The organism is Gracilimonas mengyeensis, assembly GCF_900182705.1.
Lineage (GTDB): Bacteria > Bacteroidota > Rhodothermia > Balneolales > Balneolaceae > Gracilimonas > Gracilimonas mengyeensis.
The window spans coordinates 208,964-224,692 of record NZ_FXTP01000001.1; the positions used below are offsets into that span (position 1 = coordinate 208,964).

Genomic DNA, 15,729 nt, shown 5'->3' on the forward strand with positions numbered 1-15,729 from the left:
ACACATAAAGTAAAGTTTGTTGCTTAGAATGGTATTCTATATCCTGGAATTTTCAGTTGTAGGTTACAACGAGTTACTACCTGCAATCCAGTAACAGTGAATCTGATATTACAGTACTTTATGGTGCCGGATATACATAATTAGATTCGAAACTAAGCGGGATGCCGATCCACCAGTACAGCAACAGGAATGCGGTCCACACTATCAGGAATATAATGGAATAAGGGAGCATCATGGAGATGACGGTTCCAATTCCGGTTTTCTTCACATAGCGCTGACAAAATACTACCACCAGAGGAAAATAGGGCAGCAGCGGGGTGATGATGTTTGAGACCGAATCCCCCACGCGGTAAGCAGCCTGGGTGAGATCTGGCGAGATACCCAGTTGCATCAACATAGGCACAAAAATAGGGGCAATGAGAGCCCATTTGGCAGAGGCTGAACCGACCAAAATGTTTACAAATGCGCTTAGGAATACAATCCCTACTATCGTCACTTGTCCGGGTAAAGCCAGTGATTGCAAAAAATTAGCCCCTTTAAGTGCAATCAAAAGACCAATATTGGATTTGGCAAACGCATCAATAAACAAAGCACAGAAAAAAGCCATTACAATGTAATACCCCATACTTTCCATCGACTTGGACATGTTGTTGATCATGTCTTTAGAGCTTTTATACTTGCCGGAAGCATAGCCGTAAACCACTCCGGGAATCAACAACAGAATAAAAATGAGGGGTACAATAGCCTGCATCAGAGGAGCATGGAAGGAAAATAGAGAACTTACCTCGGGATTATTCCACTCGGGATCGCGAAGTGCAGAACCTTCTGGTAAGGCCCACAGGAGTAGCCCGATGATACCAAGTAGCATAGCGCCAAAGCCCAGCCAGAATGCCCTGCTTTCACGCTTAGTAACGGTTTCCATTTCCGGGATTTCATCCTCGTCACCGTCAACTTTAACATCCGAAAGCCGAGGTTCTACAATTTTATCTGTGATAAACCATCCTACTAAAACAATGACAATACTTGATGCACCCGTAAAGTAAATATTGTTCAATGGATTAAGGACAATCTCCGGATCCAGAATACGGGCAGCTTCCAGGGTAAAGCTCATGATGAGCGGGTCAATAGCAGAGGGTATAAAGTTGGCGGAGAAGCCACCGCTTACCCCCGCGAATGCCGCGGCTATACCGGCGAGGGGATGCCTGCCGGCCGCATAAAAAATCACTCCACCCAATGGAATTACCAACACATAACCGGCATCGGCAGCCGTATGGCTTACAATGGCAATGAGGATGAGCATTGGGGTTAAAAATGATTTTGGAGTGAAACTAAGCAGCTTTTTGAGCCCGGCACTTATCCAGCCGGAATGTTCAGCCACACCAACCCCCAGCATGGCTACCAGTACAATGCCGAGGGGGGCAAAGAGAACAAAAGTCTCAACCATATTGGCCAGGAAATTGGCCATGCCTTCACCGGTCAGCAAGTTATTTACGGAGAGTTCATTACCAGTTAAAGGGTGAGTTTCACCAAAATCGATGGGAGCCAGCACTGCTGAAAGAATCCACACAAATACCATCAACAAAAAGAAAAGCATGGCGGGATCTGGCAGCTTATTCCCTGCTCTTTCGATTCCATTCAGAAAACGGTCGAACAAAGAGCTGTTGTGTTCTTGTTGTTTTTCCGGTTTTACTGGTTCATTTCCTTTATCTGCCACAGCTTTTGCGGTTTAGTTACGGTTTTGATTGTATCGGGTGGAAGTAGCTTACTTGGTAAGAAAAAATGGAATCCTATTCCCATTCAATAGTTGCCGGTGGTTTGGAGCTTACATCGTACACCACGCGGTTAATGCCCTGTATCTCATTGATAATACGATTGGATACGTGTGCAAGGAATTCATAGGGGAGGTGTGCCCAGTCTGCGGTCATACCATCGCGGCTGGTTACCGCACGTAAGGCGATTGTGAATTCATAGGTGCGCTCATCTCCCATAACGCCCACGCTTTGTACAGGCAACAGCACGGCAAGGGCTTGCCATACCTCGTCATAGAGGTCTTGTTTTTTGAGTTCTTCCACAAAAATATAGTCAGCCTCCCGAAGCAGGTCCAGTCGTTCTTTGGTTGGCTCTCCAAGTACGCGAATGCCTAATCCAGGACCCGGGAAGGGGTGGCGCCCGATAAAGTGGGCTGGAATTCCAAGAGCGCGTCCTACTTCGCGGACCTCATCTTTGAATAGTTCACGAACCGGCTCAATTAAATCCAGTTTCATCTTTTCAGGCAGCCCGCCTACATTGTGGTGAGATTTGATAGTAGCGGATGGCCCTTTAAAAGATACACTCTCAATAACGTCTGGATAAAGCGTCCCTTGTGCCAGGTATTTGAAATCACCATCGTGCTTAATCTCATCATCAAACACATCAATGAAAGTGTTACCGATAATTTTACGCTTCTTCTCAGGATCAGAAACTCCTTCCAACCGCTCCAGGAATAATTCGGAGGCATCAACACCGCGCACGGGCAGATGCAGATCACGGGTATATAAATCCATTACTGAGTCGAACTCGTTCTTGCGAAGCAGTCCGTTATCTACAAACACACATTGCAGTTGATCGCCAATGGCTTTGTGGATGAGCGTAGCTACAACGGTAGAATCAACACCGCCCGAAAGGGCACAGAGTACTTTGTCATCGCCCACTTTTTCGCGAATGGATGCAATTTGCTCTTCAATAAATGATTCGGAAGTCCAGTCGCCTTTCAAATCACAAATGTCATAAGCAAAATTCTGGAGAATTTGCTTTCCATGATCGGTGTGCGCTACCTCGGGATGAAACTGAACTCCATATATTTGATTTTCTTTATGACGAACAGCTGCAACTTTAGCATTGGTTGTATGACCAATAATTTCATAAGAAGGAGGGAGCGCATGAATGTGATCTCCATGACTCATCCAAACTACGCTTTCATTCGGGATTGCCTTAAGCAGGTCTTCGGCGTTGTCAATTAACAGATTGGCCCGTCCGTATTCTCGTTTTTCGGCTTGTTCCACGCTACCGGGGATTTCATTATGTGCCAGTAGCTGTAAGCCGTAACAAATTCCAAGTATGGGTACATCCCAATCCAGGATTTCTTTTTGCAAGTGAGGTGCGCCCTCATCATTCACACTTTTAGGTCCGCCAGAAAGTATGATTCCACCTGGTTCCGGCGTATTCACATCCTCCAGGTTTACATTAAAAGGGTGGATTTCACAGTAAATATGAAGCTCTCTGAGACGGCGGGCAATGAGCTGGGTTAACTGTGATCCGTAGTCTAAAATTAAGATCCATTCCGAATGTCGGCTATGCATGGGAAAGAGAGGTTGAGATGAAATGAAGATTTAGTGTTAAGGAATGATTCGATGATGCACCGATTGCAATACCAAATCAATATCATGAAAAAGGGTTTGTTTGATAAACAGGTACGCTCAAAAATATAAAAACCTGTCAGGTTTAAGCGATGGGGCTAAATGCTTCCATATACTTCAACCTGACAGGTTGGAATACTAGACAGAGGAGTTAATCGATAACTTCTTCGTACTCTTCCGCAGAAAGCAGTTCATCGAGCTGTGAAGGATCAGAAAGCTTGATCTTAATCATCCATCCGTCACCGTAAGGATCATCATTTACCAGCTCTGGCTCATCCTCCAGCTGTTCATTGATTTCGGTAATCTCACCGTCAACAGGAGCATAAAGGTCGGATACGGTTTTAACCGCTTCCACAGTACCAAAGGTGTCATCCTGGTCAAACTCTGTGCCTTCCTCGTCCAGTTCTACAAACACGATGTCGCCCAGTTCACTTTGGGCAAAATCAGTGATACCAACGGTTACGGTACCGTCTCCGTTATCCTTTACCCATTCGTGTTCGCGGGTATATTTTAACTCTGAGGGAACGCTCATTAATTTTCCTCCGGCTTAAATTTAAATTCTCTTTCCAGATATTTAGTATCAAACGTACCATTTATGAAATTCTCATCGTCCATTAGCTGGATGTGATAAGGTATGGTGGTTTTTACTCCTTCGATGATAAATTCCTGCAGTGCCCGCTTCATTTTCTTGATTGCCTGTTCACGTGTAGGTGCACAAACAATCAACTTGGCAATCATAGAATCATAATGGGGCGGGATACGATAGCCTGAATACGCATGAGTATCCAAACGAACACCGTGACCGCCTGGCGGATGAAATACTTTGATCTCACCGGCAGAAGGACGGAAGTTGTGTTCTGGATCCTCTGCGTTAATGCGGCATTCAATGGAGTGATTCTCAAACTCAATAGGCTCATCTGAAAGTTTCTCGCCGGCGGCAACCCTGATCTGTTGTTCAATCAAGTCGATGCCGGTTACTTCTTCCGTCACGGGATGTTCTACCTGAATCCGGGTATTCATCTCCATGAAGTAGAAGTTGTGATCATCATCAACCAAAAACTCTACGGTGCCAGCGCCTTCATAATCTACGGCTTTAGCCGCATTGGTGGCCGCTGTTCCCATGCGTTCGCGCAGTTCTTCAGTCATCAGGGGAGAGGGAGACTCTTCCAGTACTTTTTGATGACGACGCTGCAGCGAGCAATCACGTTCACCTAAGTGAATATGGTTTCCATGTTGATCAGAAAGAACCTGAATCTCAACGTGATGCGGGTTAGTTACAAAACGTTCAATATATACCGCAGGGTTGTTGAAAGCCGTCTCGGCCTCATTGCGGCACATCTTATAATTTTTTTCCAGCTCATCCGCTTCCATCACCAGGCGCATTCCACGTCCGCCGCCTCCGGCAGAGGCTTTGATAATCACCGGAAAGCCGATCTCATCGCAAACTTTCTTGGCATCTTCATAGCTTTCTACTACGCCATCGCTTCCGGGTACCACGGGTACGTCGTTAGCAATCATGGTAGCTTTGGCTACGGCTTTATCGCCCATCTTTCCTATTGCATCCGGTGATGGGCCAATAAATTTGATATCGTGTTCCTGGCAAATGCGCGAAAATTCCGCATTTTCAGAAAGGAATCCGTAACCTGGATGAATGGCTTCAGCATTGGTAATTTCAGCTGCAGCTAAAATACTTGGTATCTTCAGGTAGCTGTCTTTACCGGCAGGCGGACCAATACATACCGCTTCATCGGCAAATTTAACGTGCAGGCTGTTGGCATCGGCCGTTGAATAAACAGCAACGGTTTTGATGCCCAGTTCCTTACAGGTGCGGATCACCCGCAGTGCAATTTCTCCTCGGTTGGCAATCAGAATTTTGTTAAACATGAAAGCCGCTTAGTCTTTTTTGATGATGAATAGGGGCTGCTCGTATTCTACGGGCTGACCATCGTCAACCAGTATTTTTTGAACGGTGCCGGAAAACTCGGCTTCAATCTCGTTCATAATTTTCATGGCTTCAACAATACAAAGTGTTTGGCCTTTGGATACAGAGTCACCCACTTTCACAAAAGCATCCGAATCGGGATCCGGAGATTCGTAGAAAGTACCTACGATTGGGGAGGTCACCGTGTCGCCGTCAGGTTGATCTGCTTTGTCATCTGCCTTAGATGCATCAGCTGCAGCCGGTTGCTGTGGCTGTTGTGGGGCAGGCTGAGGCGCAGCGGGTTGTGCAGGAGCTTGGCCCATAGGCTGAGTGGTATAGGTAACCTGCTCTGGGGTGCCTTGCTTTTTAACTTTAATTTTAAAGTCTCCTTCCTCCAGAGACACTTCGTTTACATCGCTTTCTGCGATGAGGTCTAAAATGTTTTTTATGAGTTTTAAATCCATGATAAGGGTTATTTAGCTCGTTCTATGTATTCTCCGGTTCGGGTATCTACGCGAATTTTTTCGCCTTCGTTGATGAATAGTGGCACATTTACGGTTGCACCAGATTCCAAAGTGGCAGGCTTGCTGCCACCTTGTGCAGTATCACCGCGTACGCCGGGATCCGTTTGTTCCACTACTGCTTCGATATGGTCTTTAGGTTCGGCATATAAAACGGTTTCTTCATCGGCATTTACTACAACCGTGCAGTTTTGCCCGTCAACAAAAAATCCTTTGCGTTCAACCTGAGAGGCATTAATAGGAACCTGTTCATAGGTATCGGTATGCATCAGGAAATAAATTTCACCGTCATTGTACAGGTACTGGTAATCGCGCGTTTCTACACGAACTGCTTCGGCATTTTCGCCGGAGCGCCAGGTTTTATCAATATTTTTACCGTTTACAATTCCTTTCAGCTTGGTGCGGACAAAAGCAGGGCCTTTGCCGGGTTTTACGTGCTGAAATTCGGTAATGGAATAGAGCTCACCGTCCATATCCAGAACCATTCCGTTTCTGAAATCCGATGTTGATACTTTAGACATTAATTAATTTTCCTCCGTTAAATTTCGACCAAAAATACCACCTGCCTGCTTGGATAACAAACCGGTTTAGATGAAATTGGTAATCAGATTATAGAGTATGGCGGCAGGGCAGATATACTTGATGAAAACAGGCCATACTTTCGAAAATAAGGTTTGTTTGATACCCGCATAGCCATATTCCATTTCATTGATGGCATTTTCGGTTTTCCAAAAGTAGCCTACAAAAATACAGATTAAGAACCCTCCAAGAGGCAATCCTATACTGCTAAACAGGTAATCAAACCAGCCAATGAGTACCGGGAAGTAAGAGACAAATACAGAAACTACCAGAATACTCAGCCCCACAGACCAGGCAGCTTTTTTGCGTTTTACTTCAAATTCATCAATCACATAAGATACGGGAACCTCGAGCAGTGAAATAGTGGAGGTTAAGGCGGCAATACTTAGCAGCAGGAAGAAAGTTACTCCCAGTAGCATACCCACTCCGCCACCAATAGTGTGGAAAAGGGCAGGGAGAATTTGGAATACGAGGTCAGTACTGGAAGCCAGTGAGCCACCAGCACTAATATTGATGCCCTGACTTTGAGCCAGATACATAGCCGGGACAATCAAGAGTCCGGCAAGAAAGGCAATACCCACATCAGCCAGCGTTACAAAAGCAGCGGCTTGCGGGATGTTTTCCTTTTTGTTGAGGTAAGATCCGTAGGTAATCAAGGCACCCATCCCCAAAGAAAGAGAGAAGAAAGCCTGCCCCATGGCAGAGAAAATAAGGTTGGCGTTAATTTTACTGAAATCAGGCAGCAGGTACACGCTAACACCTTCGGCACTGCCCGGTTGTAACAACACATATACAATCATCACAACGATGATAGTAATTAAAAGGGGCATCATGGCTTTAGTGGCTCTTTCGATGCCGTCACTTACCCCGCCTGTGATAATCTTAATAGTTCCGAGCATAAAAACGGTAGCGATAATCGCATTTTTAAACCCATTCCCGGTATCCGTGAGCCAGTCGGCGGCACCACCCCATCCGAAGAAGTAGAAAATCTCTTCGAAGGCAAAACCAAATGCCCAGCCGGCAATAACGGTATAAAAGGAGAGGATCATCACCCCGCAAATTACACCCCATAGCCCGACAAGTGGGAAAAATTTGTTGGTACTGATATCGCGAAAAGCACCAACGGGGTTCTTGCCAGACCGGCGGCCAATAGTAATTTCAGCGGCCATTACGGGGAAACCTATGGCGAAGGTACACAGCAGGTAAATAAGCAGGTAGGCGGCTCCACCTTCGGTAGCTACTTTGGTTGGGAAAGCCCAGATGTTGCCTAAGCCCACGGCTGAGCCTGCTGCAGCCAAAATAAAACCAAGTTTTGAATTCCATGAACCTCGTTCGGTGGTCGTTAGTCCAGCCAAGTGATTTCCTCCTTAGGATGATTATTGATTATTCGGCGTAAAATATTTTAAGCTTTGTTCACACGCAACTTTCTGAGCACCACTCCGCTGCCGGGAGGCACTTTATATGAATTTTTTACACTTTTCATGGTCTGAAAGCCGGCTTTGCGGTCATTGGCAACTAATTCCCAATATCCCTCGGGTAAGGTGATATCGTGTGCCTGATCAAAATTTGCGTTCAATGATACAAAGTAATCATACATATCACCTGAACTTTTTCCATCAATTGACCAAGTGATGTGGAACGGATCTTTATATACTTTAAAATTAACTTCCTGAGGTTGTGCTTTTCGTAAGGCAGGTGATTTTAACCGTAATTTTATCAGCCCTTTATAGTACTCATAAAGTGCTTTATTTACAGTTGATTCCTCAAAATTCAGCCAGTTGGTGGCGTCGTCTTTATTGTAAGTATCCCGGTTTATTTTTCCCTTATCAGGGTCTACATTATCAGGATCTTGTACCACTTTTGTGCGCGCCCATTCTTGTCCGGCATGCATCATGGTAATGCCCTGGGAGGTAAAAAGAACAATAGCAGCAAACAAAGCCGTCTTTTCTTCTTTCTCCGTTAGCTTGGTAGCGGTCATCTTATCTTCAAAAACCTGCTGCTTCTTTTCCGGGTTATGCACCAGTCGGATGTAATCTCCAAGTGTATGCCCGTCATGACTTTCCAGGTAATTTACAGAGTGACCCGAATGATTAAATAATCCGTTTTCAGACCCTTTAAGGGTTCCCCTGATGAAATTTTCAATTCCAAAGCGGGTGAGATGCGGATCTTTATCGGAGAAGATGATGCCTTTATTTTCCATGGGATTGTATCCCTTAAAAGCATTCCGATAATGGTCATTCCAGGAAGCCCAGTCGTGGTCGGAGTAACCATCGGGTTTATAATCTCCACCCCAGGGTTCGGCTATTAAAACAACGTTTGGGTTGATTTTTCGGGCTTCATCACGGATTAAGTCTACCGTTTCCCAGTCAATCAAACCAGCTAAATCGAACCGAAAGCCATCAATATGAAATTCTTGCATCCAGTATTTGATGGATTCTACAATCAGTTGACGGGAGTGTTGAGCAGCGGTATTGATGTCATTACCGGTCCAGCTGTCATTCAGGAAGTTACCTTTTTCATCCAGCCGGAAATAGTGATCCTTAGCCGTGTATTTCAGAGGATTGATATCATAATGGGAAGCATGATTGTACACCACGTCCATGATGACGGAGATATTCTCTTTATGAAGCTCATTTACCAGCTGCTTAAGCTCAGTATGGGCTTTACGTGTAACACCATTTAAGGCACCGGCTTCTGTAGAACCATTCGAAGCATACATGGTTTCCGGTACAAAATGGAAGGAGGTCATGTAGCCCCAATAATTAGTGGCATAAGCATTCCAGGTATTTTTAACCCCTTCATCCGTCTCTTTATTAAAAGGCGGTTCGGTGTACGCAAATTTTTGGAGGGGAAGAAATTCAACAGCATTCACCCCCATTTCTTTCAAATGGGCAATACCGCCACGTTGGGCTTCCCTGAAATCATTATAAATTCCCTGCACAAAGGTTTTAGCAGAAGGGTGGGCCACCAGGTCTTTGATATGAGTTTCGTAGATAACCAAATCCCGCGCATCTTCCGGGGTGGAAAAGGCTTGGTCTTCCCAAGTGAAACCATTCTGGCGAATAATTTTGGTCTTGGGAAATTGCAGGTGATGATTTCGCGTGGTCACATGTTTGCTCCACGGATCGGCCACCGGATATTTGGTATTCATGAACCGCCGGCTGTCTTTGGGACCGTCTATTTTGTAGGCATACCATTTGCCATAAAAATGGTCATTGATGATGGTTTGCCAGATGTCTTGCTCGTTCTTTTCCAAGGGAAACTCAAGGCCTTCATCATCCTCATAGTTTTGATAGATGATCAGCGTAACTTCATGAGCTTTAGGAGAAAATAGGCGAAATACAGTCTTCTCTTTATCTACCGTACAGCCGAGTGAATAGTCCTTCAGGTTGTCGATAGTACAGGTGTTTTTTTTAGCAGAAATTTCCAACTACATAGGGATTTTATTGGGTGCCCGGTAAATATATTATTAAGTGATGGGGCTGCCGGGCTCAGCAGATGTTTCTACAAATTTTAGTTCTCCATCCGGGGTCTCGGCCATCAGTATCATACCCTGGCTTTCAACCCCCATCAGTTTTTTGGGAGCCAAATTGGCTACCACACTTACTTTTTGTCCGGGCAGGGCTTCGGCTTTAAAGTCGTTAGCAATGCCAGACACAATGGTTCTTTTTTCAAGACCAATATCAACAGTTAGCTTTAACAGTTTATTGGACTTCTCAATTTTTTCAGCAGTCAGGATTTCACCTGCACGTAGGTCCAGTTTCATGAAATCACCAAACTCGATATTGTCTTTGAGTTCAGGTACATCGGGAGTAGGGTCGGCGGCAGCGGCTTTATCGTGTAATTTCTGAATTTGTGCCTCGATGACATCGTCTTCCAGTTTCTCAAACAAAATATCACCCTGGTTAACAGAAGCTCCTTCTTCCAGCATATCAGGACCAATATCGTCCCAGCTGAAATCATCACTTAACCCAAGCTGAGATCTCAATTGCTTCATTTTCTCCGGGAGGATGGGCTCAAACATACAAGCCAGTGCTGCACTTATTTGTAAACTCACGTGCAATGTATTGCCGGATTTGAGTGGCTCGGTCTTGCGGGTTTTCCAGGGCTCCGTTTCGGTGAAATACCGATTCCCGATCCGGGCCAGGTTCATCGTTTCGTTGATGGCTTCTTTAAACTTAAAATTCTCGTAAGCCGCGGTCACTTTTTCCTTTTGCTCGGTAATGGCTTCTAAAGCCTCTTTGTCCGTATCAGTGGGTTCTAATAGCTCGGGAACTTTTCCATCTGCATAATTTACGGTGAAGGAAAGGGAGCGATTGGTGAAATTACCCAGTACATCCGCGAGTTCCGTGTTAACCCGCATCTGAAAATCTTTCCATGAAAAATCAGAATCTTTGGATTCAGGCAGGGTAGTACCCAGGGCATAGCGCAATAAATCGGGTTCAAATTCTTCCAAATATTCATACAACCATACGGCCCAGCCACGAGAGGTAGATAATTTCTTGCCTTCCAGGTTTAGGAATTCATTGGCCGGAACGTTCTTGGGAAGCACATAATCGCCATGTTCCATCAGCACTACCGGGAACATGATGCAGTGGAATACAATGTTATCTTTTCCGATGAAGTGATACAGCTCGGTATCTTCATCTTGCCAGTATTTTTTCCATAACTCTGGCTCGCCTTTATCCCGGGCCCATTCTTTGGTGGCCGATACGTAGCCAATGGGCGCATCAAACCAAACGTAAAGCACTTTGCCTTCGGCTTCTTCAAGCGGAACGGGCACGCCCCAGCTTAGGTCGCGGGTGGCCGCACGATCAGCCAGTCCGTCATTCAGCCAGCTTTTCACCTGTCCCATTACATTGGGCTTCCAGTTTTCTCGGGTCTCAATCCATTTTTCCAGTTTGGGTTGTACTTCACCCAGCGGCATGTACCAGTGTTCAGTTTTTTTAAGTTCGGGTTTCTCGCCGGACAGTGCGCTTACCGGATCTATCAATTCAGTAGGAGAGAGGGAGGTGCCGCATTTTTCACACTGATCGCCATAGGCCTCTTCATATCCGCAATTTGGACACGTTCCTTTTACATAGCGATCGGGAAGAAACATCTCAGATTTTGGATCATACAGCTGTTCTTCTGTTTTCTTTTTGAAGAAGCCTTTCTCATACAGGGTAGTAAAGAACTCCTGTGAGGTTTCGTGATGCACTTTGGAGCTGGTGCGACCGTAGTAGTCAAAGGAAATTCCAAAGTCTTCGAATACCTTCTTATTCATTTCATGGTAACGGTCCACGATATCCTGTGGAGAAACGCCTTCTTTTTCAGCGGCAATGGTAATGGGTACGCCGTGCTCATCGGAACCGCAAATGTAGACTACATCTGCATCGGTAAGACGCTTGTAGCGTACGTAAAAATCCGGAGTTAAATAGGCTCCGGCAAGGTGTCCGAGGTGAATAGGTCCATTGGCGTAAGGCAGCGCCGAGGTAACAAGAATACGTTTATTATCAGCCATGTAAATGAGTTATTCTAATTTTTCACCAAAGATAAGAAATGATGCCCTCAATATTTAAAACAGAGGATAATTTTTGTTTGGGGTGTTTTTGGTGATATAGTGATGAGGTGATGGGGGACTTTGTGAGCTCTTGGCGCTAACACCTCTCATCCCGAGTAATTCGGGACGGGAACATCCGCATTGTCTCCCCGAATTATCGAGACAGGCTAAGGTGAGACTTTTGTAATATGAGGAAACTGAATTTTTAATCCGAACACTTCGAGATTCAATGTTCCTTGTTCAATGTTCGATATTCAACTGTTCTCCCTTGCCTGTCCCGTACCGGTAGGTCGGGGTGGGAGGTGCCTTGGTTTTGGCTTGCCAAAACCGGCGGAGGGTGTGAGATAGCGGATGCAGTTTAAGCTGTTTTAATAAGCAAGTTAGCGCTCGTTCCGAAGGTCCACCTCTGGAATACATTCGGGGAAACACCGCCTTCCCGTGTTTTGAATGGCTTTGGTTACTCGTCTTCACTTTAGTACTAAGGCCAATTTAGGGTTCGTTTACAAGCTCCAACAGGACCCTATCACTGTCTCTTTCCCTCCGGCTCACCTATAAGGATGTCTTAACCTTGGCTGTGCCGCAAGGAAAGAGGTCGCCTTGGTGAGAAACCTGACATAGAATACAATAAGGCAACTAAGATTTATTTTCGGACTTGCCTGAATGGTTAATGCTGTGCATTCCGAACCCGAATTTTGGAGTAATCTTGTAAATCCTGTTTAATCCATAAAATCCTGGTTCAACATGCGGGGTCTGAACCAGGATTTTGCAGGATGCTTCAGGATTAGCAAGATTTTACCCTCGCCACGGTGCTCTGCTCTGTGATGTCCAATAGAGGCTCTGCCTCAAACTGATAGCAAGAGCCTCATTGCCAACCTCTGAACGCAAATACACCCATCAGAAGAGAAACATCTTAGACTCCCACCAAAATAAATCCTAATAAAAGCGCTTTCATTTCAATTTTCGCCAACAACGCCTTTTTTGTCCATTTTCAAATTTTATATTTGGGGCATGTCGAAAAAACAAGCAAATAGAAATCAACTACCTGACCACCTGCAGCGGATTGTCATTAAAGTGGGTAGCCGTATTCTCGTTAATGAGGAAGGGCGGCCTAATCTTGAGCAGATTGAACGTCTTACAGGACAAATTTCCGAGCTGGTGAAAGAAGGGCGGGAGGTTATACTGGTATCCTCAGGAGCCATTGCGGCCGGGGTGGAATCACTGGGTTGGGAGGAACGTCCCACGCAATTGCCTGAGTTGCAGATGGCAGCCGCCTTGGGGCAAAGTGTACTGATGAATCATTACGCCACGGCTTTTTCAAAACTCGGTTGCCGCATTGGACAGATATTACTCACTCATGCCGATCTTAAAAACCGTGAACGCCATCTGAATGCGCGGAATACCATGCTCACCATGTTGAGGAATAACGTGATCCCGGTGGTGAATGAAAATGATGTGGTTGCGGTCGACGAAATCCGTTTCGGAGATAATGACGTGCTGGCCTCAATGGTTTCCGCCCTCATTGACGGCGACTTGCTCATTCTTTTAACTACCGCCGATGGATTCTTACAAGTAGAAGACGGCCAGTTGAAAGATCGTATCCCGGTTTTGGAGGCGATTACCGAAGACACTCTTGCCATGGCCCAGGGCAAAGGAAGCAACTGGTCTTCGGGAGGGATGGCTTCCAAGCTGAAATCCGCGCAGCATGCAGCACACGCTGGTACGCCTGTGGTTATCGCCAACGGACTAAAGAGCGGAATCATCCGCCAGATTTTGGATGGCGAAGATGTAGGGACGCTGCTTCTGCCAAGAAAACAGCCCATCAAAGCCCGGAAAAAATGGATTGCTTTCTTTCACCGTCCGCAAGGCGATATTTTTGTGGATGATGGAGCTTCCAAAGCCATTTGCATGGAGGGAAACAGTTTGTTGCCGGTGGGTATTCGTAAAACGGAAGGGAAGTTTGGAGTGGGAGATCTGGTCAACATCAAAGACACCCATGGAAAGACCATTGCGAGAGGGCTTACGGCCTACTCCAATGACGATATTGAGCGAATCAAAGGACAGCATTCAAACAGCATCAAAGACATTCTTGGGACTGTTCGTTTTGATGAAGTAGTGCATCGTGATAATTTGGTAGTGTTGGAGGAAGGATAATTATGAATAATGCAGTAGATATGGATAGTACAATCGCAGAAAAAATGGAAACTATAGGCCGCCGAGCCCGCAAGGCTTCACAGGCATTGATGGGTTTGTCTGAAGAGGAGAAAAACCAGGCCCTGAAGGCGATGGCAGATGAGCTTGATAACCAGCGCGAAAAAATTCGCAAGGCCAATGAGCTTGATGTTAAAGACGGCCGCGAGAACGGTCTCAGCAGCGCCATGATCGACCGGTTGATACTGAATGATGAACGCATTGACGCGATGATTCAGGGGTTACATGATATTGCTGCTTTGCCTGATCCCATAGGTAAGGATCTGAGAACCTGGGATAAGGAAAACGGATTAAAATTACATAAACGAGCCGTTCCTATTGGAGTCATTGGGATGATCTACGAGTCCAGGCCCAATGTGACGGCAGATGCGGCCGCACTCTGCCTGAAAGCCTCCAACGCCATCATATTGCGTGGCGGATCGGAAGCTCTGCGCAGCAACCAGGCTATTGCAGAAGCGCTCAACAAAGGGGCAAAGAAAGCCGGTTTGCCTGAACATGCGCTTCAGCTGGTACCGGTACGAGACCGAAAAGCGGTGCAGGAATTAATCCGGATGGATCGCTATGTAGATGTAATTATCCCCAGAGGCGGGCAGGGATTGATTCGCGCCGTGGCCGAGAACGCGACGGTTCCCGTACTTAAGCATTATGAAGGAATCTGTCATATTTATGTTGACGCTGATGCCGATCACGAAAAAGCATGGCGCATTGTTGAAAACGCAAAATGTCAGCGTCCGGGAGTTTGCAATGCAGTGGAGACCCTTTTGGTAAATAAAGCCATTGCCCCCGAGTGGTTACCTGAAATGGCGGAACAGCTTCTTAAACAAAAGGTAGAGCTGCGTGGCGATGAAGCCAGCCGAGATTACATTAAAGATGTTAAACCTGCGACTGAAGAAGACTGGTCTACCGAATACCTTGATCTGATTCTTTCGGTTAAAATTGTGGATGGCATCAAAGAAGCAGTGGAGCATATAAACCATTATGGATCAGGACATTCGGATGCTATTGTCAGCGAAAATAGTGAGCAGCAGGATTACTTCTCCCGGATGGTTGATTCTGCGGCTGTGTATGTGAACGCTTCAACCCGGTTTACCGATGGCGCCGAATTTGGAATGGGGGCTGAAATTGGCATCAGCACGGACCGCCTGCACGCTCGCGGACCTGTGGGACTGGAAGAGTTGACCACCTACAAATACGTGATAACCGGAAATGGGCAGATAAGGGAGTAGATTTTTTCCTATTTCTCGTGAAGTGATGAAATTAGTGGGCGGATAGGATAACATAATCTTACCAGAAAACCCCGAATGGGGTTAAACATTAATAGCCCAGGGTAAAACCGCGTTAGCGGGTGCAACCCTGGGTAGCTTTCCAGTTATAAAGAACCCGAGTTTAGAATGGTGTTAAAGTATGAATTTTTGTCGAGGGTTGGGTGAGTATGCCTTTAGAAGTTTGGGAGCCCAAGCTTCGTTTACCATTATCACATTGTCAACTTAAGGGGCGAAGCTTCGTCTTCTTTATTTCCAGACCCCGGGTTGCGCCTGTTTGCTCCCCGCAAGCGGGAACGCT

At 45.9% G+C, this 15,729-nt stretch carries 11 protein-coding genes; 2 read left to right on the top strand and 9 right to left on the bottom strand.

What is annotated here, in order from left to right:
• Nucleotides 1-118: 118 nt before the first annotated feature.
• The 9 genes from FN815_RS00885 to metG form a co-directional block, all read right to left on the bottom strand.
• The gene (locus FN815_RS00885; protein WP_142452703.1) at nt 119-1,714 is read right to left on the bottom strand and encodes an AbgT family transporter; all 1,596 of its coding nucleotides are present in this window, start codon (nt 1,712-1,714) and stop codon (nt 119-121) included.
• Between the two features lie 73 nt (nt 1,715-1,787).
• The gene (guaA, locus tag FN815_RS00890) at nt 1,788-3,338 is read right to left on the bottom strand and encodes a glutamine-hydrolyzing GMP synthase (protein WP_142452704.1); all 1,551 of its coding nucleotides are present in this window, start codon (nt 3,336-3,338) and stop codon (nt 1,788-1,790) included.
• 208 nt (nt 3,339-3,546) lie between these two features.
• Complete coding sequence (gcvH, locus tag FN815_RS00895) at nt 3,547-3,927, bottom strand: glycine cleavage system protein GcvH (protein ID WP_142452705.1); 381 nt, start codon at nt 3,925-3,927, stop codon at nt 3,547-3,549.
• Entirely contained in the window at nt 3,927-5,279 is a 1,353-nt protein-coding gene (gene accC / locus FN815_RS00900; RefSeq protein ID WP_142452706.1) for an acetyl-CoA carboxylase biotin carboxylase subunit, read from the bottom strand. Before accC ends, gcvH begins: the two co-directional genes overlap by 1 nt.
• Nucleotides 5,280-5,288: 9 nt before the next feature.
• Nucleotides 5,289-5,780, bottom strand: coding sequence for an acetyl-CoA carboxylase biotin carboxyl carrier protein (gene accB / locus FN815_RS00905; protein WP_142452707.1), 492 nt, complete (start codon nt 5,778-5,780; stop codon nt 5,289-5,291).
• A gap of 8 nt (nt 5,781-5,788) precedes the next feature.
• Complete coding sequence (efp, locus tag FN815_RS00910) at nt 5,789-6,358, bottom strand: elongation factor P (protein ID WP_142452708.1); 570 nt, start codon at nt 6,356-6,358, stop codon at nt 5,789-5,791.
• Nucleotides 6,359-6,424: 66 nt separating this feature from the next.
• Entirely contained in the window at nt 6,425-7,771 is a 1,347-nt protein-coding gene (locus FN815_RS00915; protein ID WP_142452709.1) for a sodium-dependent transporter, read from the bottom strand.
• 47 nt (nt 7,772-7,818) lie between these two features.
• The gene (locus tag FN815_RS00920) at nt 7,819-9,846 is read right to left on the bottom strand and encodes an alpha-amylase family glycosyl hydrolase (protein ID WP_142452710.1); all 2,028 of its coding nucleotides are present in this window, start codon (nt 9,844-9,846) and stop codon (nt 7,819-7,821) included.
• Between the two features lie 39 nt (nt 9,847-9,885).
• The gene (gene metG, locus FN815_RS00925) at nt 9,886-11,919 is read right to left on the bottom strand and encodes a methionine--tRNA ligase (protein WP_142452711.1); all 2,034 of its coding nucleotides are present in this window, start codon (nt 11,917-11,919) and stop codon (nt 9,886-9,888) included.
• Between the two features lie 1,047 nt (nt 11,920-12,966).
• Between metG and proB the strand changes: the two genes are divergently transcribed.
• Nucleotides 12,967-14,109, top strand: a complete 1,143-nt coding sequence (proB, locus tag FN815_RS00930) for a glutamate 5-kinase (protein ID WP_142452712.1) — start codon at nt 12,967-12,969, stop codon at nt 14,107-14,109.
• Nucleotides 14,110-14,129: 20 nt separating this feature from the next.
• Entirely contained in the window at nt 14,130-15,392 is a 1,263-nt protein-coding gene (locus tag FN815_RS00935) for a glutamate-5-semialdehyde dehydrogenase (RefSeq protein WP_142452713.1), read from the top strand.
• The last annotated feature ends 337 nt before the right edge of the window (nt 15,393-15,729 follow it).